Genomic DNA, 23,497 nt, shown 5'->3' on the forward strand with positions numbered 1-23,497 from the left:
TGCGGTCATGCATGGTGGTCAAATGGCTGACATTGATGAATGGCTGATCCGAAACGGCTTGTCCAAATATGTCGATGCCTTCTCCCGGCACGAGGTCGAACTGGGTGATCTGCCGGAACTGAGCGACGATGACCTTGTCACGATCGGCCTGCCCCTAGGACCCAGACGCCGCTTTCTGAAAGCAATACGGGATGAAACCGGGCAGCCTGCGGGATCACATCGCGCGCATCAAGAACCCAACATCATTGCAGAGCGCAGACAGCTGACGGTCATGTTCATTGATCTTGTTGGATCGACGGCGATATCGCAAAAGCTGGATCCTGAAGATCTGGCCGAGGTTCTGAGGCTGTTCAAAGAGACCTGCGCCGCTGCTGTCGCCGCTTTTGACGGGCATATCGCCAGTTACTATGGCGACGGTATCATGGTGTTTTTTGGCTTTCCGCATGCGCATGAAGACGACCCGGAACGCGCCATTCATGCAGGTCTTCGGATCGTTCGCGAAATTCCGGAACTCCGCACGCATGCACATCTTGAAGTCCGCATAGGGATCGCGACCGGCCTGGTTGTCGTCGGTGACCTGCGTGGAGAGAAGATGTTCGAGGATGGCACCGCCATGGGCGAGACCCCGAACCTGGCCGCACGGCTTCAATCGATGGCTGATCCGGGGACAATGATCGTCGCGCCGACGACGCGGGAACTGGCGGGTGATGCGTTCGAATATGTGCGCCGGGGCACGTTTCAATTGAAAGGCTTTGCCAAAGAGGTCGAAGCCTGGCAAGTCACCGGCACGCGCCAGACTCTCAGCCGTTTTCTTGCGGCAGACGACGCCCGGATGAGTTCATTGGTCGGGCGCGCGCAGGAGCATGAAACCCTTCAAAGCAAGTGGAAGCTGGCCCGCCAGGGTCAAGGTCAGGTGGTGCTGGTCTCGGGCGAGGCGGGCATAGGAAAGTCCAGGCTGATCGAAGAGCTTCGCCGCACGATCCCGGATGCAAAACACCGACAGCTTCGATTTCAGTGTTCGCCCTTTCATGACGCAAGCGCGTTGTATCCGATCATACGCCAGCTTGAAAACGCGGCCGAACTTCGGGCCGGTGACAGTGCGGACAAAAAATTGAACAAGATCCACGGCGTTCTGGGCGATCCTTCTGAAGGGTCACTGAAACTGGCTGCGGCACTGTTGTCGGTCCCGTTTGAAGACAGGCTTGGCCCGCTGGATCTGACCCCTGAGCAGATCATGAAGCAGACGCTGGACATGCTGGTCAACCATGTGATCGGCATGGCGCAGGAAACCCCGACCCTGTTGCTGTTTGAAGATGCACATTGGATCGATCCAACGACAAAGACTCTACTTGATCAGCTTGTAACCCGGATAGAGGACGCGCGCCTGCTGATGGTCATGAGCTATCGGACAGGCTTTGATCCGGGTTGGCCACAATCACGCAACCTGATGCACGTCGCGCTTCAACAACTGGATTTCGCGCAGGTCAAAGAGATCGTGAACGATGTTGCCAAGGGCAAGACCGTCCCGGACGAAGTTCACCATCTGATTGCCGCCAGATCCAACGGTGTCCCGCTGTTCGTAGAAGAGGTGACGAAGGATCTGCTGGAATCCGATCTTCTGACCGAACGCGCCGACGCCTATACGATCGACCGGTCCACGCCATCAGCCACTGTGCCGAAGACACTGCATGATGCCTTGATGGCTCGTCTTGATCGACTGAGCTCGGCCAAGGAAGTGGCACAGATCGGCGCTGTCATTGGCCCGCAATTCTCTTATCCGATGATTGCAAGCGTGTCCCGTTTTGATGAACGGGCGTTGCGTTCCGGTCTGGATTTGCTGGTGGATGCCGGGATCGTGTTCGTTTCAGACTCAGAGCCCGAGGAAACGTTCAGTTATCGTCACGCTCTCATTCGCGACACCGCTTACAACAGCCTGCTGAAACGCGAGAGGCGAACGCTGCATGCGCGTGTGGTCCAAGCACTGAACTCTGCCTCGTTGCACGAAAATTCTGCCGGTCCGGAAATTCTGGCTCATCACTACACGATGGCAGATATGCCGGACGAAGCGATAGAACACTGGTATCTGGCCGGGCAACGTGCCGTTGAACGCTCGGCCGGGATTGAAGCAGCCACTCAGCTGGGGCGTGCGTTGGCGTTGCTTGAACAGCAGGAAGACTCGGTTGACCGCGACCGCATGGAAACCAAGATCCAGACCTTGCGGGCCGGCGTTCTGCGCTCGACCGCTGGCATCGCGGCCGATGAAACGGGGGCGGTGTATGCCCGGATCCGCGACCTGTGCAATCGGCTGGGCGAAACCGAACAATTGTTCCCTGTGCTCAATGGTCTCTATGCGTATCATCTGGTCCGCGGCGAATACGACCTTGCCAAGGACGTCGCGGCGCAGTTGCTGGACCTGTCCAAGCTGACCGACGAAACGCATCACATAATGATTGCCCATCGGGCCATGGGTGCCGTCTTGTTGCATATCGGGCAGCAGGACGCCGCCTATGCACATCTGCGACAAGCGTTGCACTTGTATGATCCTCAGCAGCACAGCCGTCTTGCCTATGTCTACGGCACGGATCATGCTGCCATTACATCCTGCTTCCTGAGCATGACGGTCTGGTTGCGCGGAGAACCCGACCGCGCGCTCGAGATCCAGCATCAGGCGATCTCGGCGGCGCAGAAACTCAATCACGCTCATAGCCTGGCACAGACGCTGACATATCTGTGTATGTTGCACCTGTTGCGGCGTGAACCTGAACAGGTTTACGACGTTGCCGCGCGCCTTGAGGAACTGGCAACCAAACACACCTTCCCCTTCATGACACTGACGGCGAATGTCTGGCGGTGTTGGGCGGACGCGCAGATCAAGCCAGGCCCGGAAACGATCCGAGCAATGCGCGACGCGTCCGAAGCCTGGTGGGCCAGCGGGGCCGGAAACTACAAACCGGTGTTCCTGACGGCCCTTGCCGAAGCTTCATTGAAGGCGAACGACCCGAAGGCGGCTCAGCGCCTGCTGGATGAAGCCCGTGAACAGCAGGTTCTGACCAATGAAGCCTGGGCTCAGCCCGAGACGGATCGGATACAGGCGTTGGTGCGCTCCATGGGCACTGCCGCAGACGATCTGTTCACGGAGGCTCTGGAAACCGCACGCAAACAACAGGCAAGAATGTTCGAACTGCGCACAGCGGTGGATTACGTGCAAACCTGCGACCGCTTTGGCTGCACGCCGGCCTCGCCGCCGGATCTTGGAAAGATTCTGGCTATGATCGTTGGCGGCGCGCAGACCCGCGATGTCGCGCGGGCCATGTCTTTGCTCAATCAATCGAAAGTGTCGTAGAGTACTTACCCGGCCAGTTCTGCGGGCAACACCTTTCCGTTCATCCTGTCGCCCCGCAGGACCAAAGGCAAAATGCTGCGCTGTTTCAACTCGGTTGCAACTCGTCCTGGTATCCGAACAACGCAGGTTGACCACCCGTGTGCAGCAGAACAACTTTCTGACCTTTTTTGATGATGCCTTGTTCAAGCAGTCCAAGAAGCCCCGCAAAGGTTTTGGCAGAATAAACAGGGTCAAGAAAGATGCCTTCGGAGCGCGCCATCAGGGTCAACGCCTCGCGGGTTGCTCGACCGATCCGCCCATATCCGGGTGCCAAGGCGCCGTCCCAAGTATAGATGTCTTCTATGACCAAAGCAGGGTCGAAACCCATCATGGTCGCCAATCGCCTCAGGACCTTTTGCAGACGCGCGTGCTGCTGGTTCTGATCGCGACGCACGCATATGCCGTAAACAGGCGCAGTCCGTCCGACCAAACGCAATCCGGCCAGGAACCCGCCATGGGTTGCCCCGCTTCCAGACGGCACCACTGCGGCGTCGAAATCGCTGATCTGAGTATGCAACTCGGCCGCCCCCGCCACATAGCCCAATGCCCCCAGCGGAGGGTGATCGATGCCCAGATGGATCACGTATGGTTTTCGACCCATAGCAACCAGATCCTCGGCACGTTCGTGAAGAGCGCCGTCAGCGCCCGCCTCGTCCTCACCCCTGGGATAGCCAATATGTTCCGCCCCCAGAAGCTGTGCCAGAAGAACATTTCCGGATCGATGGTAGTATTCGCCCATATTCGTCACGCGGTCCTCCAATTGAAGAACGGATGACATTCCCAGCTTTGCCGCCGCAGCTGCCGCAGTGCGCACGAAATTGGATTGCACGGCACCTGTGATCAGGATGGTGTCCGCCCGCTGCCTCAGCGCCTCGCCCATATAAAATTCCAGCTGGCGGGTCTTGTTTCCGCCGAAGCTGAGCCCGGTCAGGTCGTCGCGCTTGATCCACAGGTCCAGCCCCAGTTGGTCAGAAAGACGCTCAAGCCGTTCGACCGGTGTGACCGATGTCATCAACCTTGCGCGGGGATAGTTTGAAAGCGCTGCGTCTATCATGGACCAGGTGCCCTTCATTTTCATGCAAAAGACTCGTGCCGATGGATGGCACTGCTGATCAGGATAATGAGGTTTTGGAAAGCGTGGAAGACAGCCGGTCACGCGCAGAAGCGTCCGACTGGAGCCCCCGTTGAAGCGGGCCAGTTTCGGATCACGGGCTTTCCGTGAATTTGCAACGTCAAAGGGTCCGGTCGACGGTGATCAATCACCTCTCGCTGGTGTCGCTTTCGGCGTAGTTGCGCAAATCGTCCATGTCGGCGATATCCGCGTGGTTCCTGTTGATCTTGACGCCAACGGGTTTCAACCGCGAAAACGCGCGGCTCAGGCTTTCGGGCTTCATCCCAAGACGTCCGGCGATCAGCATCTTGTCGTAAGGCAGTTCCACCTCGCAGCGACCGGACTCGCGATCGCACAGGTTCAACAGAAACTCTGCAACGCGTTGCGCCCCGGTTTGCGCCTTCAATTGCTCCAGCTGCGCCACCAGAGCATGCAGATGCGTGAACGTCGCAGCCAGAATTGAAACGCCGATTTCCGGGTCTTCTTTCATGAGGGACAGCAACACCGGGCTGGGAATATGCATCACTTCACAGGCTGAGACGGCTTCGGCGGACACGGGATACGGCACGTTGCGCAGCGCAACGGCCTCACCAAAGCTTTCTCCGCGGGTGAAAACGCTCACCACCGCTTCTGCCCCGGTCGGAGAGATACGGAACAGCTTGACCCAACCCGCCAGCACGACGTGCACGGCCTTGGCTTCTTCCTCTTGCAGAAAGATCGTCTCGCCACGGTCATATTGCCGCCAAATCGCTTGCCGCAGCAATGTATCCACATGCTGATCCGGCAAGCTGCGCAGAAGCAGAGACTGCCGCGCAATCGCCTTTTGTGCCTCGTGTGACATGAAGGCACTCCCTTCTTCATCCAGTCCGGGCGATGGCCCGGGATATCATCCCCAATGCCCTGCTATGCCAAAGCCGGCGTGGCAGTGCCAGCCTTTTTCTTGATGATCAACTTGACAATTGTCATGTCACGGGGCCCGTCGCTGTCCTAGGTTCGGTTCACAGCCAGTTATCCGGGGAGCATGTCAGATGGATTTCGAGCGATTTTTCAGCCAGAGCCTCGACGCTTTGAAAGATGAAGGGAACTATCGGGTTTTCATCGACTTGCAGCGACGTTGCGGAGCCTTCCCGAACGCTCGCCAGACCGATGGTTCGATCCAGCGGGATGTGCGTATCTGGTGCTCGAATGACTACCTTGGAATGGGGCAACACCCTGCGGTCATCAACGCCATGCACGATGCGCTGGAGCGTTGTGGCGCCGGTGCGGGCGGAACGCGCAACATTTCGGGCACGACGCATGACCACGTTCTGCTTGAGGCAGAATTGGCAGATCTCCATGGCAAAGAGGCCGCTTTGCTGTTCACCTCGGGCTATGTATCAAACTGGGCCGCTCTGGGAACGCTGGCTGCGAAGATCCCCGGTCTGATCGTTTTCTCTGATGCGCTGAACCATGCCTCGATGATCGAAGGCATCCGCCACTCACGGGCGCAGAAGGTGATATGGAAACATAACGACCTTGCGGATCTGGAGGCCAAACTGGCCGCCGCCGACCCCGACGCGCCCAAGATGATCGCCTTTGAATCCGTCTATTCCATGGATGGTGATATCGCGCCGATCAAGGAAATCTGCGACCTGGCCGAGAAATACGGCGCGATGACCTATCTGGACGAAGTTCACGCCGTCGGCCTCTATGGCCCGCGCGGTGGTGGCATTGCCGAGCGTGAGGGCCTGATGGATCGCCTGACCGTGATCGAAGGCACGCTGGGCAAGGCCTTCGGCGTGGTTGGCGGCTACATCGCAGCCTCCGCAGCGCTGTGCGATTTCGTTCGCAGTTTTGCTAGCGGCTTCATCTTCACCACGGCCCTGCCGCCTTCGATCGCGGCCGGTGCTGCCGCATCTATCCGGCATCTGAAGCAGTCAAGCGCCGAGCGTGATCTGCAAAAAGCCCGTGTGGATCAGGTGCGCGCCCGTCTGGATGCGGAAGGGATACCGCATCTGCCGAACCCCAGCCATATCATCCCGGTGATGGTGGGCGACCCGGTGAAGTGCAAGTTCATCTCGGATACGCTTCTTGAAGAATTCGGCATCTATATCCAGCCGATCAACTATCCCACTGTCCCCAAAGGCACCGAACGTTTGCGGATCACGCCGTCCCCGGTCCACACAGATGAGGATATCGATCATCTGGTCGGTGCTTTGTCGGCGCTCTGGCAGCGTTGTCAGATCGCGCGGATCCCACTGGCCGCTCAGTAATCAGACCCCCCTTTGCTTGACTTATGCCGCCTTTCGGGGCGGCATTTTTTTGCCTCAGACCAGATAGAGCGCAAAAATTACAACGGAAAATCCCGTCAACACCATGGTGAACCCACGCAGCCAGCTTTGGCTGTTCTCCAAATCCAGATAGTGTTTCAGGATCACGCGGGCCTTGATCAGCGCCAACAACAGGATACCGCCAGCAATGATCGCGGTCGGTGCCCCAATCAAGGTCAGCAGCGCGGATCCCACGCTGAGTGCCAAGAGCCCAAGCCACGCCTGGGTCAGAGAGTTCGGCGACCTCTGACGTGAACTGTTCGTCAAAGATGAAGGTTGGGCCATCCGACTATCCCAGCAGATAGATCACTGGAAACAGCATGATCCAGACCAGGTCCACCATGTGCCAGAACTGCGCGCCCGCTTCGACGTTACTGGGGTCGTCGCGCCAGGCCACCAGCAACAGAATTCCAACCCCGGCGAGGACATGCGCGGCATGAAAGCCGGTCAGCATATAGTAGAACAGAAAGAATGGATGCGTTTCGTATCCTATCCCCTGAGACGCCTTGTCGGCGTATTCCGTACCCTTGATGATCAGGAACACGACACCCAGAAACGCGGCAAAGATCAACGCCAAACGGGCCCGCAAACGTTGCATGCTCCGCCGCCAATGCAACGCCTGTGCGGCCAGATAGCCGGATGTCACCAATACCGCCGTGTTCAAGGCCGCACCCGTGCGATGCAGATGCGACTGCGCCTCGGCAAAGCCCGCCGGATCGGTCAGACGTACCCCCATGAAGGCGATCATCCCCGCGCCAAAGACCAGCAGTTCCGAAATGATCAGAACCCACATCAGGAACTCGCCCGGCAGTTCGTCGATCAGAGGGGCATCACTCATCCGCCGACCAACTGGCGATAGATCTGCGGCAGGGCCATGGTCAGGCGATGCGGATCTGGAATGACGGCGAAACCGCCCTGCCCGAACATGCGCGGAAACCAGCTTTTGCCGGTTTTATCGATGGTAACGCCGAACACCGACTGTCCGGCCCGGCGCGCCTCGCGTATGGCCATGCAGGTATCTTCGATGCCGTGGCGCCCCTCGTAGTGATCCAGGTCGTTTGGCTTTCCGTCGGTAATGACCAGCAGCAATCGGCGCTTGCGGGACTGGCTAGCCAGATCTGCTGAACAGTGTCGGATTGCCGCGCCCAACCTTGTATAATGTCCGGGGCGCAGCGACGCGATGCGCTGTTCAACTTTGGTGCCCATCGGTTCGTCAAACCGTTTGCAACGCTGCACATAGACTCGCTGACGCTTGAGGGAGCTGAACGCATGAATGGCGAAATCGTCACCGCAAGCATTCAGGCCCCAGGCCAAGGCCGCCAGCGCCTCGCGTTCGATATCGATCACGGCGCGGCCTGTGACCGCGCTTTCGGTGGATCGGCTGACATCCAGAAGGATCGACACCGCCAGATCGCGGGCCTCGGGGCGGGATTGCATCCAGACGCGTTCCGTCCCTTCACCATTTGCGCAGCGGTCAACCTGCGCCCGAACGGCGGCTTCCATATCCAGCTGGTCCCCGTCCAGATGGCCCCGGGTCATCACGCGCCCCGGGCGCAGTGCCTCGAATTGGCGCTTGACGGCACGAATGCGCCGCGCAGTGGCCGGATCCTTGCCGAACTCGGCAGCATCGTGGCGGATATCGGCATCCGAAAGCAGAACGTTCACATGATCCGGCAGGTATTGACCCGTCCGCACGTCCCATTCGGGATATAGAATACGGCCTGACAGGCGTTCGCGGTTGACGTCTTCGGGCGCCAGATCAAGGTGAAGCTTCAACCTAGTAGGCGGCGCCTTTGAGATCTGACCAAGACCGATCTCTTCCTGATCGTCAGCCGCCTTCTTGGCGTTGTCGGGATCGTCGTCATCGATGCGACGGTTGATATTCAGAAACTCGGCCCAACTGAGGATGGCTTCGAACTTGTGCAGAATGAAACTGTCGCTGCGATCGGCCTGATCCGATTTGCGGCGCCGGGCACGGTGTGTCTTTTCGCCGGATTCCTCTGGCGGGCCTTCGGTATCGGGGTTTTCAACCTCGTTGTGTTCCGAGAACCCAACTGCGCGCAACTCCGGCCACAGGGGAACCGGGCGCAACGGCTGATAGCCGCGCGGGGCGATCAGGTCGTCGTCAAGTGCCAGAAGGTGCTCGGCCTGATCCGACAGGGGCTTGGGATCGCCCAGCATATGACGGATCAGTTCTTCGACCGCGGCCTCGGCAGGCGGCAGGCTGGGGATGTCGCGCTGATACAGCACACCCTTGCACAGCTCGGTATACAGCGGACGCAAGCCTGGCGCATCGTCCAGAGTCGCCTCGACCATATGCCGGGCGGCGATCAAGGCACGCAGGTCGGCACGCAGAGGATCTTCTTCGTCAATTCGGGTTCCGGCATGGGCCGCGGCGGCGGCCAACCAGACATAGAGCGCGCCGTTTGCCTCGCGCGCGGGGAATACTGCCAGACGGTCGGGCAGACGCAAAATCTCTCCGTCGAACGAGGCGCGCGGCATCAATTCCACTTCGGTTGCAAGTTTGCGGCGCCAACTCAGGCGGTGGCGCGAAACCTCGGGTGAGACCGGGCGCAATTCAACGCCCGGACTACCCCCAAGCCCCCGAAAGAGGACTGCCAGCCGCCCCGCGACCTCGGAAAGGTCGACCGCGGCTCCAACATGCACCTGGGGTGCATCGAGGCGGCTGGCAAGGGTGTGCCACAGTTTCCCGATGGTTTCTTCGGGTTCCCATGGCTCAAAGTCGATCCTGACCATCGCCGGCCTCACCCAAAGACGGCGGTGACAAGATCGAGGAGCCCGCGTTTGATATCCTCGTCATCGGTCAGAGGTTCGATCATGGCGGCAAGGATGGCGCGGTCGGTGGACATGCCCTGCGCGATCAGCGTCGCAGCATAGACGACCAGCCGGGTGGACACGCCTTCCTCGAGGTCCTGACCCTTGAGCCCGCGCAGCTTGCCCGCCAACCGCACCAGCGGCTTACAGCGTTCCAGCGGCAGGCCGCTTTCCTGCGCGACCACTTCGGCTTCCATCTGAGGCGAGGGAAAGTCGAACTCCAACGAGATGAACCGTTGGCGGGTCGAAGGTTTCAGGGTTTTCAAGATGTTCTGATAGCCGGGGTTGTAGGACGCCACCAGCATGAAACCGGGCGCGGCCTCAAGCTCTTCCCCGGTGCGGTCGATCGGCAGGATGCGCCGATCGTCGGTCAGCGGGTGCAGCACCACGGTCACGTCCTTGCGGGCCTCGACCACCTCGTCGAGATAGCAGATCGCACCTTCGCGCACCGCGCGGGTCAGGGGGCCATCGACCCAGACGGTTTCGCCGCCCTTCAGCAGATAGCGCCCGATCAGGTCGGCGGCAGCGAGATCGTCGTGGCAGGCCACTGTGTAAAGCGGGCGGCCAAGCTTCGCGGCCATATGGGCGACAAACCGGGTCTTGCCGCAACCCGTCGGGCCTTTCAGCAGAACCGGCAGGTCGTTTTTGTAAGCGGCGTTGAAGACGTCGCACTCATCGCCCTGGGGCAGGTAGAAGGGGGCGTTTGCCGCCCCCTCTTTCAGGTTCATGGAGCCATCCATATCCATCACTCCGCAGGGGTTTCAGCCGCGCCGGGTTCGATGACCTCTTTGCGGGGAACCCAGATCGAATAGATGAACAGCAGCGCCCCGAGGACAACGACCAGACCAGAGCCAAGACGCATCCAGTAGAAGATCGCGATCTGGTCCTGTACGTCCATGAAGTAGTCTCCGACCACGCGCTGCATATGTGTCTGCACGGTGCCGCCGAAGGTCAACACGAAGGTCATGAAGACCATGCCGCTGGTCATCAGCCAGAACGAGCCCATGTTCAGAACCTGATTGTAGGGATCACGGTTCTTCAGGATCGGCATCGCATAGCTGAAGATCGCCAGGTTGAGGCAGACATAGGCGCCGTAGAAGGCCAGGTGACCGTGGGCTGCGGTGATCTGCGTGCCGTGGGTATAGTAGTTCACCCCGTGCAGCGTGTGCAGGAAGCCCCAGACACCGGCACCGAAGAACGCAAGCGTAGCACAGCCCAGCGACCACAGCAGCGCGGCCTTGTTGGGGTGGTCACGACGGCCTTTCCAGACCATGACGAAGGCAAAGGCCATCATCGCAAAGAACGGGATCACCTCGAGGCTCGAGAAGATCGAACCGATCCACTGCCAGTATGCAGGCGTACCGATCCAGTAATAGTGGTGACCTGTGCCAAGGATGCCCGAGAACAGCGCGGCGGCGACGATGACGTATAGCCATTTTTCGACTACCTCACGGTCCACACCGGTCAGCTTGAGCATCAGATAGGCCAGGATCGAGGCCATGATCAGTTCCCACACACCTTCGACCCACAGGTGGACGACATACCACCAGTATTGCTTGTCCAGCGACAGGTTGCCTGGGTTGTAGAAGGCGAACAGGAACAGCAGCGCCAGACCCCAAAGGCCCAGAAGCAGGATGTTGGTAATGGCTGTCTTCTTGCCTTTCAGAACGGTCATCGACACGTTGTAAAGGAAGATCAATGCAGCCACGACGATACCGGCCTTGACCCATTTGGGCTGTTCCAGGAACTCACGCCCTTCTTTGCCCAGCAGCCAGTTGCCTTCGAACAGGTTGAAGACATAGGTGACGACCACGCCCAATGTGCCGACAACAAGGATGATCAGTTGCAGATAGGCCAGCTTGGGCGAGTGGATCTCGCGCTCGGCTTCTTCCGGGATCAGGAAGTAGGCCGCGCCAAAGAAACCCAGGATCAGCCAGACGATCAGAGAGTTGGTGTGCAGCATCCGCACGATGTTGAACGGCAGAAGCTCACTCAGGAAATTGGGGAATACATAGATGAAACCGGCCAGAAGGCCGCCGATCACCTGTATCGCGAACAACGCCATGGCTACCGCAAAGTAGGCATAGGCGATTTTTTGGGATTCGTATTTCATTGTTTCGTTCCCTTTCTCAGCCTGCCTCGTTGGGCGGCCAGCCCTGCGCGTCGATGTTGTCCGTCCAGATCAGGAAGTTGGTCAGGTCACGGAGTTCTTCGTCGCTGAGGTTGAAATTGGGCATTTGCCGACGACCGGGAATGCCGGTCGGTTGTGCTTCCATCCAGCCCTTGAGGGATTCAAAGGCTGATTCCGGGTCGTCCAGCACGCCCCAGCGGGTCATCACGTTGCCGACTTCCGGAGCAAAGTAAGCCCCTTCACCCAGAATCGAATGACAGTTTACACACGCGTGTTTTTCCCAGACATGCTTGCCCCGGACCACACTGTCATCCAGCTTTGCGGCATTTTCGGAATTGACGATATACCAGTGGGAATGGGCCGAAAGGGCCAGAAAGATAAGAATGAAGAACAGTGACCCGCCATAAAAAATATTGCGGGCCATGCTCTTTGTCATGACGTCTCGCATTGCGCTCTCCTTTGCGCAGATTAGCTAGTGTCAGCAACATGACGGGCGGGACGCGGCAGTGCCTTAACGAAAGTCAAGACTTCTCAAGTATGCTCTGGAACGAGGTCAGATGCCTGAAAAACAGCAAGAACCACGAAAATGCCTGGGGTTCGCCTTGATATCTGAACCAATCGTGAGGAATGTCGCGTCGACATTTTAGTATGGCAGAGCTATCCAAGCGCTTGAGAGAACAAGTGTAAATTCCGCGTCAAAGAGTGATGGGTTAAAATGGCAAACTATTCCTATATCGGTTATACGCCCGGCGTAATCACGGTGAATACGATTGGGCCGGATACGGTTACATTGGATGTCAATTTTGATCCTGACACGGATCGTCGTTTGTTCAACGTGACAGACGCAGCCGGTGGATTTATTCAAAACGGCGGCGGACCACCCATTGTCGATACTGGCGATGTTTTCAACGGTGACCGCTTCGACAACGAAGACGGCGATGATCTGACGCAGACCGGCACCATCACCACCCTTGATGGCTCGACCACCTTTCTTAGTGGCCCAATTTACCTGGAAGAATCCTATATTCTGTCCAAACCAGGCGGGGGTACGATTACAGTTTATCGTGTGGAAGTTGCCGGAACTTTGGGTGGTTACATAACCTCTGAACCCCTTGTGCCCGGCACGACATACTCGATGAACATCGTGAATGTTACGCCGACCAATGCTCCTGACACAACAGATCCGACTACTATCATTGACGTGCCGTGCTTCGTAGCCGGAACATTGATAATGACTCCAAAAGGTCCGAGGACTATCGAGGATTTGAAGGTGGGTAACGCGGTCGTCACCGCGGACAACGGACTGCAACACATACGCTGGATCGGCACGCGGCATCTGGACCAAGCAGCGCTTCGCGCCCGTCCCAGGCTGAAGCCCATCCGGATCCAAGCCGGTTCACTGGGTGATCACTTGCCCCAGCGTGATCTTTTCGTGTCACCGCAACACCGTATGCTGGTCCGGTCGCCGATTGCCGTCAGAATGTTCGACGCCGAAGAGGTTCTTGTTCCTGCTCACATTCTTGTCGGCGTGCCCGGCATTTCAATCGCTGATGACACCCGTGCTGTGACCTATGTCCATCTTTTGTTCGACCGTCACGAAATCATCTATGCGGAAGGCGCACCCTCCGAAAGCCTGCTTACCGGCGCGCAGGCCTTGTCCAGTGTTCACCCGGACGCACGGGCGGAAATTCTTGAATTGTTCCCTGAATTGGATCAGTGCAATTACGTTCCGCTGGCCGCACGACGGATACCGGAAAAAGGGAAACGCGCTCGTGCCTTGGTCCATCGTCATATCAAGAACGCGCGGCCGCTGATCGCTGAACGATAAGCGCCGCCCGAACAGACTTCAGGACTGTTGCACGGCGCGGGGGCCGGTCAGGGCAGGCCACATGGCAAACAGATACAGCCCCATTGCCGCGATCCAAAATCCATCCGCAGTCAGCATCGCCGTCATGTACCCTCCTGTCATGTCGGATCCCAGCCAACGCACAAGCGCTGCAACCGCCATCAAGCCATAGGCAATCGCCATGGGCTTTGGCGCGACAAGGGGGCGGCCGCTGTGGCCCAAGGCGGCGCGGCTCATTACGGCAAGGGTCATGCCGCCAACGCAACCAATGCCCAGAACGTGGAGCGCGCCGATCTCATTTCCCATCCCGATGGCAGCCAACCCCCAGAGAATCAGACCCAGCGCCAGCATCCCGAGACCCAGATGCAGCGCGATCAGGATCGGTTGACGCAAGGCCCAGCCTGTTCTCCAACGCGCCATGCGCATCAGTTGAACACTGCCCATCACCAAAGCAACGGCCCCCGCAACAGGCCCGACATCAAGTGCAAGCACAAGCAGGGGCAGCAACAGCGCCAGAATCATCGTCGCCCTGTCCAGCCTGGCCACGGATACCGGCCACGATGCTTCGGGTTGACCCGCTCTTTTCATGGCATTGCGTGTAAAAGCCGGCGTAATCCGGCCACCCAGTATCGCGATCATCGAACACAAGGTCAAAAGCCCGGCCCGAATGCCGGTGTTCAGCGTATCCACCGTGACCCCCATCCATTCCAAATGAACCATAACGTTCGAGGCCAACATCAGAACCAGAAGATACAGAAACACCATATTCTGGGGCTTTGGCCGACGAACCAGTTGGCTGGCAATCTTCAGCGCCAGAATGGGGACAAAGCTCAGGTCCACAACAGCGACGAACAAGGGTGGCAACACTCCGGAAAACCAGACCGCCAGACGCCCGGCCATCCAGATCAATGCGACAAGCGTGATAAAACGGGCCCGCGCCTCGGGCGCACCGGTCCAGTTCGGCACGGCGGTCAGAAAAAATCCCCCCAAGGCGGCCGTTGCATACCCGAAAATCATCTCATGCGCGTGCCACATCACCGGGGGCATCGCGTAACTCTGTTCCATGTAGGGCATCAGCCCGTCGAGCGACGCCAACCATACGCCCCACGCGACCCCTGCAAACATACCGTAAAGACCCGCCGAAAGAAAAAAGACCCGAAACCCTTCACTGAAAACACGCGCGATTACAGCTGTCATGCCTGCTCTCCATAGCTTTTCCCGCCGTTGAACAATGTGTAGTGCCCACAAGACCCGGCGCCCTTAACCAAAATCAAGACCGGGCTTAAACATGTGTGAAAAACACAAGATTTATTGGGGTTTTTGATCTGTGTTTTCTGTCCAAAGTGCTTGGTCTGCACCCTTGCCGTTGACTTTGGTCAAGGATGACATCCACGTGATGTTTCACTCTCGACACCGCCTCACCACGCATATGGAGAGTGATCATGTCACTTGGAATCAGCTACAACAAACCCGGCCGCGCCTTCGGGGTCGGATTGGCAATGTTGTTGGGCAGCGTCGCTGCTCCGACTTTCGCCGAAGAGCCAACTTTGAGCGAAGAAGCCTTTGAATCGTCTAAACAGCTCTATTTCGAACAATGCGCAGGCTGCCACGGCGTCTTGCGCAAAGGTGCCACGGGTAAAAACCTGGAACCGCATTGGAAAAAGACCGCCGCCGACGGCACAGTAACAGAAGGCGGCACCCTCCAACTGGGGCAGGAACGTCTTGAAAAGATTATCGCCTGGGGTACCGAAGGCGGCATGAACAACTTCTCGGACATCATGACCGAGCAGGAAATCAAGGATATGGCGACCTACATCATGATGGAGCCGCCAAAACCACCTGAAATGTCGCTGGAACAGATGATGGCGACGCGTAAGGTCTATGTCGAAGAAGAGGACTATCCGACCGAGCCGCTGCACGGCCGCAACTGGGAAAACTTCTTTGTCGTCATCGAACGTGACGTCGGCAAGGTGGCCGTGATCGACGGCGACACCAAAGAAGTGCTGACGCACATCCCCACCGGTTATGCAGTGCACGTTCTGAAAGCATCCGAGCACCACTCGCTGGAAGAGCCTGAACAGCCTGGCCGGTTCTGGTACACCATGGGTCGCGACGGCAAGATGACCAAGATCGACCTTTGGCAGACGCCGGACAAGATGTTGGTATCCGAAGTCAAGATTGCATATGACGCCCGTGACGTCGCCGTTTCCGGCGATGGTAAATACGTCATCGGTGGTGGCTACTGGCCGCCGCACTTTGCAATCGTTGATGCCCAGACCATGGAACCGGTCAAGGTCGTATCGACCCGCGGCGTGAACGTTGACGGCGAGTATGTGGAAGAAGCCCGGGTGGCTGCCATCTACACCACTCCGAACGAACCCACCTGGATCGTTGCAGTGAAAGAACTGGGACAGCTGTGGCAGGTCGATTATACCGATCTGGACAACCTGCGGATCGACAAGATCGACAGCGCCAAGTTCCTGCATGACGGGTTCTTTGACCCGACAGGCCGTTACTTCCAGATCGCCGCAAACGCGTCGAACAAGATGGTGGTGGTCGATACCGAAACCCACAAGCTTGAGGCGATGATCGACACAGCCGCGTTGCCGCACCCCGGTCCCGGCGCCAACTGGGTCGACCCGAACTGTGGCCCTGTCGCTGGTACAACCCACCTTGGCGTTGGCACCGTGACTGTCTGGGGGAACGATCCTGAAAACCGTCCGGATGATGCCTGGAAGATCTGCTACGAAGTGGAAACCGACGGCCCCGGCCTGTTTGTCCGCACCCACCCGAATTCGGACTACATCTGGGCTGACCAGACCAAGCACCCGGAGCCTGAGATTCAGCAATCTGTGCAGGTCATCTCGAAAGAGACCGGTGAGATCGTGAAAACCATCCAGATCACCGAAGACGAAGGCAGCGCCGCTGTTCACTTCGAATTCAACGCGGATGGCACCGAGGTCTGGGTCTCTAAGTGGAACCTGTCGGACTCGAAGGAACCCAACGGTCAGATCGTGATCTTCGACGCGAAGACGCTGGAAGAAATCGGTCGGATTGAGGGGCTTTACGCCCCGACCGGCAAGTTCAACGTCTACAACCGGTCGAACCACGTCACCTGACGAGGTCAGGACGACTACAGGAAAGGGCGGGCCCCTCGCCCGCCCTTTCCTTGTTTGAGTCATCAGCCAAACTCACCGGCCTGCCACCAAGGGCCAGACAATACAGCCAAAACGGAGCCCGGATATGACCTCCGAACCGGAAAAGAAAAAACCGATCTGGCGCCGGTATTTCCTATGGGGAATGCCTGTGGCCGGTATCGCCGGGGCCTTTGCCGCCGGCATCATCTTCTGGGGCGGGTTCAACACCGCAATGGAAGCCACAAACACCAAGGAATTCTGTATCTCATGTCACGAGATGCGAGATTTTGTTTACGAAGAATACACCGGCACGATCCATGACGTGAACCGGTCGGGCGTGGGGGCTGTCTGTTCCGACTGCCACGTGCCCAAAGACTGGACCCATAAGATGATCCGTAAGATCAAGGCGTCCAAAGAGCTGTATGGCAAGATGGTCGGTACCATCAACACCCGTGAAAAGTTCGAGGCCAAACGTGTACATCTGGCCATGAACGAATGGGAGCGGATGAAGGCCACAGACTCGCGCGAATGCCGCAACTGTCACGATTTCGAATCGATGATGCCCGAATTCCAGAAACCACGCGCCCGTCAGCAGCACCTCAATGCGATGACTGTCGGACAGACCTGTATCGACTGCCACAAGGGGATTGCACACTCGGATGCACGCGACCGGGCGGACGAAGAGTATCTGGAAAAGCTTGAAGCACCGAACCCGGACTTCATCCGGCCCATCCCCCCGGAATATCTGGCCAGTCTCGAAAAGATCGAAGCAAAAGAGGCCGCTGAAGCAGAAGCAGAAAAAACCGCCAAAAAGGCTCAGCAAGAGGCCGTTCAAGCCCAGATCGCAGCGGCTGTTGACGCTGCTTTAGAGGAAGAACGCGCAAAAACCTCCGGTGAAGACGCCGCGGCGCCCTCTGGCGGAGCAAGCGACGTTGGGTCCAACATCGACTGGAACGCTGTGGCCGCGGCGGATCTGAAACTCTTCTACCCTGGTCAGGCCTCGTTTGAATGGGTCCAGAATGGCAAGTTCCATGGTGGCGCGCGCCCCCTGACCAAAGGCGGGGATCAGTGCACCACCTGTCACGCCAAGGAACTGGACACCATCGGCAACAAGATCGTTGCGGGTGGAGATCTTGAGCCAACCCCGATTCCGGGCAAACGCGGTGTCATCGACGCAACCGTTCAGGCGGCGCATGACGACGAAAACCTGTACATTCGCCTGCAATGGCCGGACGCGGGTCACAACCCTGCCCCGTTCGTCGATGGCGGCAAGATGGACCCGGACAACCAGATCAAGGTTGCCATGATGATTACCGGCACTGGTATCGAGCTTGGCGATCAGGTGGGATGCTGGGCTTCGTGCCACGCCGACAACACCTATATGCCTTTTGCGCCCGAAGCGGATGCGATCGCCGCCAATGCGGATGTTGCCGGTCGCCTCAATGCCACGGACACCGTTACTAAGTACATCAGCGAAAGCCGCACGGATGTTGAGATCAAAGGTCGCCGCGGCAAGGCCCTGGGGGGCTGGGACAAGCTGAAGGCCGAGGAACAGATCGAGCAGTATCTGGCCGACGGCACCTATCTTGACCTGATGCGTGTCTACGCCGACGGAAGCGCCACCAATGGCTATCTGTTGGAGCAGCGCGTGGTCAATGATGGTGAAATCGCTGCATCGGCCGAACTGTCCGGTGGCATGTGGACCGTGGTGTTTACACGCCCCCTGAATTCGGGCGCGCCCGGTGATGTGCCATTGGAGGCGGGCAAAACCTATACCGTTGGCTTTGCCATCCACGACGATTTTACCGCCGCACGGTTCCACCACGTGACGCTGAATACCAGCCTGGCGCTGGATGATGACAGCGCGTTCATCAACGTAGTCAAACAATGACGGATCGGGGCCGGGTAAACCGGCCCCGGCCACTTTTGGAAAGGAGACATGGACCATGAAACCCCTACGCCTTCTTCCCGCGCTGCTGCTTCTGGCCGCGCCCGCCTGGGCGGACGAAACCGCCGAAATCTGTGCCGAGGCCGAAGAGCGCTATGTCGAGTTGTTCGGTCAGCCTTCGTCGGCCGTCGAAGACGCCGAAGTGGTGCTGATGTACAAATACAATTTTTGCCCATCCGAATTGACCGTGAAGGCAGGCACAACTGTCCGATGGGTGAATGTCGACAAACGCACCAGCCATTCCGTTCTGTTGAAGGATGGCAGCCAACCTGAAAGTGATCGCCTGTTCCCCGAGGAATCGGTTGAACTGACCTTTCTCACGCCCGGCCCACAGGACTATCTGTGCGGCCCGCATTGGGAGACACAGAACATGATCGGAATGATCACCGTCGAACCCTGAAACCAGGCACAATACAGGCAAGATGAAGGAGCGCGGGCGCAAATCCCGCGCTCCTTAACTTATGTCAAGGAGGTTGGTTTTCGATTGGGCCAATCTTCCCCCATGACACGCCCGGCCCACCCAGCAACGTCTTGCAAACGCAGCGGATCTGCATGGAATACCGGGTCTCGAAGACTTTCAGACCAAGCGAGTTTGCACATGAGCGGTAAGGTTTTTCTGATTGGCGCAGGCCCCGGCGACCCCGAGCTGATGACCCTGCGCGCACTGCGGATGCTGCAAGAAGCGGATGTCGTGGTTTATGACCGGCTGGTGTCCGCCGACATTCTGAACTTGCACGCGGAAGGCGCCCGGCTGATCCCTGTCGGCAAGGCCCCCAAATGCCACACCGTTCCGCAGGACCGCATCAACGAAATACTGCTTGAAGAAGCCAGCGCAGGTCACACGGTTGCCCGGCTGAAAGGCGGCGACCCCATGATCTTTGGTCGCGGCTCGGAAGAGGCTGCCTATCTGATGGCCCGCGGTGTCGCTGTCGAATACGCACCGGGCATCACGGCAGCCCAGGGGGCGTCTTGTTCGACGGGTGTGCCGCTGACCCATCGCGGGCTGGCGACTTCGGTTCAATATGTCACCGGGCATCGGCAGGCCGACAAAGTACTGGATCTGGACTGGAAACGTCTTGCCGATCCGGACTCGACACTGGTGGTCTACATGGGCGTCGCCAATATCGGTCAGATCGCCATGGGGTTGATGACCGAAAACCTGCCGGGCTCGACGCCGGTTCTGGCGGTGGGCAAGGCCACGACACCTGATGAGCGTCGTCTTGTGTCACGGCTTGACCAGCTGGCCACGGATGTTCGCGCGGCCGACCTGAAGGCGCCGACGCTGTTTATCATTGGCAAGGTGGTTTCGCTTTATGCCGAACGGCCTGTGGCCGAGCTTCTGGAACAGGCCCATGGCTAAGCTGGGAAGACGAGATCAGGGGATTGTCCAAACATGCACCGACAGATCGCCGGGGCGCTCGGGGTGGGCGGCGCGAACCTGTCTGACCATTGCCGTTCTGGCCGCGACCTCTGCTTTCGCGGCGGATGTCATCGATCCCGATACCCTGAAAAGACTTGTGCATCAGGATTGCGGTTCCTGTCACGGCCTGTCCCTGAAAGGCGGTCTTGGTCCCGATCTGCGCAGTGAGACACTTGAACATTACGACGCGGATGTTTTGACCAGCGTCATCCTTGACGGCATCCCCGACACCGCGATGCCCCCATGGCGGCCCCTGATCAGTGAAGAAGAGGCCGAATGGATCGCCCGTTACCTGCTGGAACAGGAGGCACAATGAAACATTTCATTCTTGGCCTTGCAGCCACATTGATGATCACCACAGCGCAGGCTGAACCGACCGCGACAGGCGACCTTGGTCTGGTCATCGAACGCGCCAAGGGCTCGGTGCTTCTTGTGGATCAATCCGACCGTGCAGCTCTGGCCCGGATCGAGGGATTGGGTGATCTGTCGCATGCGTCTTTGGTCTATTCGCCTGATGAACGGTTTGCCTATGTGTTTGGCCGCGACGGCGGGCTGACCAAGATCGACATCGTGACCCGCCAGATCGTGAACCGCGTCGTACAGGCCGGCAACGCCATCGGCGGGGCGATTTCGGACGATGGCAAGCTTGTGGCCGTGTCGAATTACGAACCCGGCGGCGTACGTGTATTTAATGCGGACACGCTTGAGATGGTCGCTGACATCCCGACCGACAGCAAAACCATCGGCCTGGTCGATGCGCCGGGTCGGCGGTTCGTTTTCACGATGTGGGACACTGGGGAAACCTGGATTGCCGATTTCGCAAAAGGCACACCAGAGATCACCAAGATCCCAGACATGGGCAAGAACCCCTATGACGCGCTGATCACTGCCAATGGCCGCACCTATATCACCGGTCTGTTTGGCGAGGACGGCCTGACCGCGCTGGATCTGTGGGCCGAAACACCCGAACCGATCCGGGTTCTTCCCGATTACGGGCGTGGTCAGGAAGAAATGCCGGTCTACAAGATGCCTCATCTGGAAGGCTGGGCGCTGACGGGCCGAGAGTTCGTTTTGCCCGCTGTCGGCCATCACGAGGTTCTGTGGATCGACGCCGACACTCTGACCGAAACGGGACGGACCAAAACCCACGGGCAACCGGTCTTTGCCATGGCCCGCCCCGATGGACGGCAGGTCTGGGTGAATTTCGCCCACCCGCTGAATGACACTATTCAGGTGATCGACAGTGTCAGCAAACAGATCATCCACGAATTCAAGCCCGGCCCCGCAGTCTTGCACATGGAGTTCACGCCGCGCGGGCATGAAGTCTGGATCAGCGTGCGCGACGCCAACAAGGTCATGGTCTACGACACGCACAGTTTTGAAAAACTGCGCGAGATCGACGCCGACAGCCCGTCTGGCATCTTCTTCACCGCCCGTGCGCACAGAACGGGGCTGTAAACGATGCGACATATCACGGACCCGATCGACCGTCGCCTGCTGGACGAATTTCAGCGCGACTTCCCGATCACCGAGAGACCGTTCCAGATGCTGGGTAACGCACTCGGGCTGGACGAAGCAGAAGTCATTCATCGCTTGTCCCGGATGCGCGCCACGGGCCGTATTACACGGGTTGGCGCCACCATCACACCCGGCGCGGTGACGGCCAGCACTCTGGCTGCCGTGGCGGCTCCGGAAGATCGGTTGGAGGAGGTTGCCGCCCTGATCGATGCCGAACCCGGCGTGAATCACAATTATCAACGCGAAGACGCGTGGAACCTGTGGTTTGTTGCGACCGGACCGGACCGCACGCATGTCGACGATACCCTTGCGCGGATCAGTCGATCCACCGGATTGCAGGTGCTGGACCTGCGGCTGGTACGCCCTTTCAACGTGGATCTTGGTTTTCGCATGACTGGCGGAGTCAAAAACGTACCCACGGCACGAAAGGTCGATGCATCCGTCATGCGCGAGGGCGATCGCTGCCTGCTACAGTCTCTGAGTTCCGGGCTGTCTTTGGTCTCAGAACCCTATGCCGCTCTGGCTCGTTCGCTGAAACGGGATGTGACCGACGTGATGGAGCGGGTCGAAGCCCTGCATGCCGCCGGAATAATCTCGCGACTCGGCGTCATTGTGCGTCACCGGGCGCTTGGCTGGTCGGCCAATGCGATGGTGGTCTGGGACCTGCCGGCAGAACAGATTGAAACCGCCGGTCCGGCTTTGGCCGCCTTCCCGGGGGTGACCCTGTGTTATGAGCGTAATCCGGTTCCCGATGTCTGGCCATATCGCCTGTATTCCATGATCCACGCCCGTACACGCAATGAGGCTTTGGATGTTCTGGCGGGTGCGATTGCATTGCCCGAATTGGCCGGAGCACGGAACAAGGTCCTGTTCTCAACCCGCTGTTTCAAACAGACCGGCGCGCTGATTCAGGCAAAGGAGGTCGCCGCATGACGCTGGACCAAACGGATCGAGCGATCCTGAATCGTATGCAAGAGGATCTGCCGCTTACTTCGCGCCCTTACGCAACCGTCGCCACAGAGCTTGGCCTGTTCGAGGCGGAATTGCTGTCGCGTCTGAGCCGCATGAAAAATGACCGCGTCATCACGCGCTTCGGTCCATTTTTCGACGCCGCGGCCATGGGTGGGGCTTTCTGCCTTTGCGCAATGGCCGTTCCAGACGAAGAATTCGAAACCGTCCTGACCAAAGTCAATGCACATCCCGAGGTGGCACATAATTATGAACGCACGCATCGGCTGAACATGTGGTTCGTGCTGGCCACCGAAACGCCCGAGGGGATCGAGGCCACCGCCGATGCCATCGAACGGGAAACGGGGATCCGTGTTCTCCGTTTCCCCAAACTTCAGGAATTTTTCATCGGCTTCCGGGTGGCGGCATGATCGACGCAACAGACAGACAGATTATCGAATTGCTCCAGGGAGGACTGCCCTTGGTGGCCGCGCCCTATGCGCAGGTCGCTGCCGATCTGGGCCTGAGCGAGGCCACCCTGCTGGACCGGCTGGCCGCGCTGAAGGCGCGCGGGGTGATCCGACGGATCGCGGCAGCCCCCAACCATTACAAGCTGGGCATGACGTCGAACGGCATGACCGTCTGGGACGTGCAAGATGACCTGATCACCGAACTGGGCGCTCATATCGGGGCACTGCCTTTCGTCACCCATTGCTATGAACGGCCCCGCGCCCTGCCCGACTGGCCCTACAACCTGTTCGCCATGGTCCACGGCAGCTCGCGCGATGAGGTCGAAGACAAACGCGGCCAGATTGCCGCGATACTGGGATCGGCCTGCTGCGGCAGCGACATCCTCTATTCCACGCGCATCCTGAAAAAGACCGGGCTGCGCCTGAAACAGAAAGGCTGAAA

General features: G+C 58.7%; 21 protein-coding genes. 12 read left to right on the forward strand and 9 right to left on the reverse strand.

What is annotated here, in order from left to right:
• Window positions 1-22: 22 nt before the first annotated feature.
• Complete coding sequence (locus tag I9184_RS09620; RefSeq protein ID WP_209834025.1) at window positions 23-3,343, forward strand: adenylate/guanylate cyclase domain-containing protein; 3,321 nt, start codon at window positions 23-25, stop codon at window positions 3,341-3,343.
• Window positions 3,344-3,428: 85 nt separating this feature from the next.
• Here I9184_RS09620 and I9184_RS09625 read toward each other — a convergent pair whose 3' ends face one another.
• Both I9184_RS09625 and I9184_RS09630 read right to left on the reverse strand, forming a co-directional pair.
• Entirely contained in the window at window positions 3,429-4,460 is a 1,032-nt protein-coding gene (locus I9184_RS09625; RefSeq protein WP_245218061.1) for a D-cysteine desulfhydrase family protein, read from the reverse strand.
• 181 nt (window positions 4,461-4,641) lie between these two features.
• Window positions 4,642-5,334, reverse strand: coding sequence for a Crp/Fnr family transcriptional regulator (locus tag I9184_RS09630; RefSeq protein ID WP_171228829.1), 693 nt, complete (start codon window positions 5,332-5,334; stop codon window positions 4,642-4,644).
• A 187-nt stretch (window positions 5,335-5,521) separates the two neighbouring features.
• Between I9184_RS09630 and hemA the strand changes: the two genes are divergently transcribed.
• On the forward strand, window positions 5,522-6,745 hold the full coding sequence (gene hemA, locus I9184_RS09635; RefSeq protein ID WP_209834027.1) for a 5-aminolevulinate synthase: 1,224 nt from the start codon (window positions 5,522-5,524) through the stop codon (window positions 6,743-6,745).
• Window positions 6,746-6,799: 54 nt separating this feature from the next.
• On the opposite strand, the gene I9184_RS09640 is transcribed toward hemA, so the two are convergent.
• From I9184_RS09640 to I9184_RS09665, 6 genes are read right to left on the reverse strand one after another with little or no spacing between them, the layout of a single operon-like run.
• Window positions 6,800-7,087, reverse strand: a complete 288-nt coding sequence (locus I9184_RS09640; protein ID WP_209834029.1) for a cytochrome C oxidase subunit IV family protein — start codon at window positions 7,085-7,087, stop codon at window positions 6,800-6,802.
• Between the two features lie 4 nt (window positions 7,088-7,091).
• Window positions 7,092-7,640, reverse strand: a complete 549-nt coding sequence (locus I9184_RS09645) for a cytochrome c oxidase subunit 3 (RefSeq protein WP_209834031.1) — start codon at window positions 7,638-7,640, stop codon at window positions 7,092-7,094.
• Window positions 7,637-9,559 (reverse strand): VWA domain-containing protein, encoded by a 1,923-nt coding sequence (locus I9184_RS09650; RefSeq protein WP_209834033.1) that lies wholly within the window; start codon window positions 9,557-9,559, stop codon window positions 7,637-7,639. Before I9184_RS09650 ends, I9184_RS09645 begins: the two co-directional genes overlap by 4 nt.
• An 8-nt stretch (window positions 9,560-9,567) precedes the next feature.
• The gene (locus I9184_RS09655; protein ID WP_171635904.1) at window positions 9,568-10,383 is read right to left on the reverse strand and encodes a CbbQ/NirQ/NorQ/GpvN family protein; all 816 of its coding nucleotides are present in this window, start codon (window positions 10,381-10,383) and stop codon (window positions 9,568-9,570) included.
• Window positions 10,383-11,750: a cbb3-type cytochrome c oxidase subunit I gene (locus tag I9184_RS09660; RefSeq protein WP_152460361.1), complete on the reverse strand. Its 1,368-nt coding sequence runs from the start codon at window positions 11,748-11,750 to the stop codon at window positions 10,383-10,385. Before I9184_RS09660 ends, I9184_RS09655 begins: the two co-directional genes overlap by 1 nt.
• A gap of 16 nt (window positions 11,751-11,766) precedes the next feature.
• On the reverse strand, window positions 11,767-12,216 hold the full coding sequence (locus I9184_RS09665; protein ID WP_152460362.1) for a cytochrome c: 450 nt from the start codon (window positions 12,214-12,216) through the stop codon (window positions 11,767-11,769).
• Window positions 12,217-12,483: 267 nt separating this feature from the next.
• Between I9184_RS09665 and I9184_RS20895 the strand changes: the two genes are divergently transcribed.
• Window positions 12,484-13,596, forward strand: coding sequence for a Hint domain-containing protein (locus I9184_RS20895; protein WP_245218062.1), 1,113 nt, complete (start codon window positions 12,484-12,486; stop codon window positions 13,594-13,596).
• Between the two features lie 18 nt (window positions 13,597-13,614).
• Here the strand turns inward: I9184_RS20895 and I9184_RS09675 are convergent, their stop codons facing one another.
• Window positions 13,615-14,811 carry an NnrS family protein gene (locus I9184_RS09675; RefSeq protein WP_209834035.1) on the reverse strand — a complete coding sequence of 399 codons (1,197 nt, stop codon included), beginning with the start codon at window positions 14,809-14,811 and terminating at the stop codon, window positions 13,615-13,617.
• Between the two features lie 245 nt (window positions 14,812-15,056).
• Between I9184_RS09675 and I9184_RS09680 the strand changes: the two genes are divergently transcribed.
• The 9 genes from I9184_RS09680 to I9184_RS09720 all read left to right on the forward strand — a co-directional run bounded on the left by I9184_RS09680 (window position 15,057) and on the right by I9184_RS09720 (window position 23,495).
• Window positions 15,057-16,733 (forward strand): cytochrome D1 domain-containing protein, encoded by a 1,677-nt coding sequence (locus tag I9184_RS09680; protein WP_171635900.1) that lies wholly within the window; start codon window positions 15,057-15,059, stop codon window positions 16,731-16,733.
• Between the two features lie 124 nt (window positions 16,734-16,857).
• Window positions 16,858-18,642, forward strand: a complete 1,785-nt coding sequence (locus I9184_RS09685) for a NapC/NirT family cytochrome c (RefSeq protein WP_209834037.1) — start codon at window positions 16,858-16,860, stop codon at window positions 18,640-18,642.
• Window positions 18,643-18,697: 55 nt separating this feature from the next.
• Entirely contained in the window at window positions 18,698-19,099 is a 402-nt protein-coding gene (locus tag I9184_RS09690; protein ID WP_171635896.1) for a plastocyanin/azurin family copper-binding protein, read from the forward strand.
• A gap of 198 nt (window positions 19,100-19,297) precedes the next feature.
• Window positions 19,298-20,059, forward strand: a complete 762-nt coding sequence (gene cobA / locus I9184_RS09695; RefSeq protein WP_171228836.1) for a uroporphyrinogen-III C-methyltransferase — start codon at window positions 19,298-19,300, stop codon at window positions 20,057-20,059.
• Entirely contained in the window at window positions 20,052-20,435 is a 384-nt protein-coding gene (locus I9184_RS09700) for a cytochrome c (protein WP_171723690.1), read from the forward strand. The genes cobA and I9184_RS09700 overlap by 8 nt, the downstream gene beginning before the upstream one ends.
• Window positions 20,432-21,577, forward strand: a complete 1,146-nt coding sequence (locus I9184_RS09705) for a cytochrome D1 domain-containing protein (protein WP_209834039.1) — start codon at window positions 20,432-20,434, stop codon at window positions 21,575-21,577. Before I9184_RS09700 ends, I9184_RS09705 begins: the two co-directional genes overlap by 4 nt.
• 3 nt (window positions 21,578-21,580) lie before the next feature.
• Window positions 21,581-22,570: an AsnC family transcriptional regulator gene (locus tag I9184_RS09710; RefSeq protein WP_209834041.1), complete on the forward strand. Its 990-nt coding sequence runs from the start codon at window positions 21,581-21,583 to the stop codon at window positions 22,568-22,570.
• Window positions 22,567-23,016 (forward strand): AsnC family transcriptional regulator, encoded by a 450-nt coding sequence (locus I9184_RS09715; protein ID WP_209834043.1) that lies wholly within the window; start codon window positions 22,567-22,569, stop codon window positions 23,014-23,016. Before I9184_RS09710 ends, I9184_RS09715 begins: the two co-directional genes overlap by 4 nt.
• Window positions 23,013-23,495, forward strand: coding sequence for an AsnC family transcriptional regulator (locus I9184_RS09720; RefSeq protein ID WP_171635885.1), 483 nt, complete (start codon window positions 23,013-23,015; stop codon window positions 23,493-23,495). Before I9184_RS09715 ends, I9184_RS09720 begins: the two co-directional genes overlap by 4 nt.
• Window positions 23,496-23,497: the final 2 nt, after the last annotated feature.

The organism is Ruegeria sp. HKCCE3926 (assembly GCF_017872515.1).
In the GTDB taxonomy this organism is placed as follows: Bacteria; Pseudomonadota; Alphaproteobacteria; order Rhodobacterales; family Rhodobacteraceae; genus Ruegeria.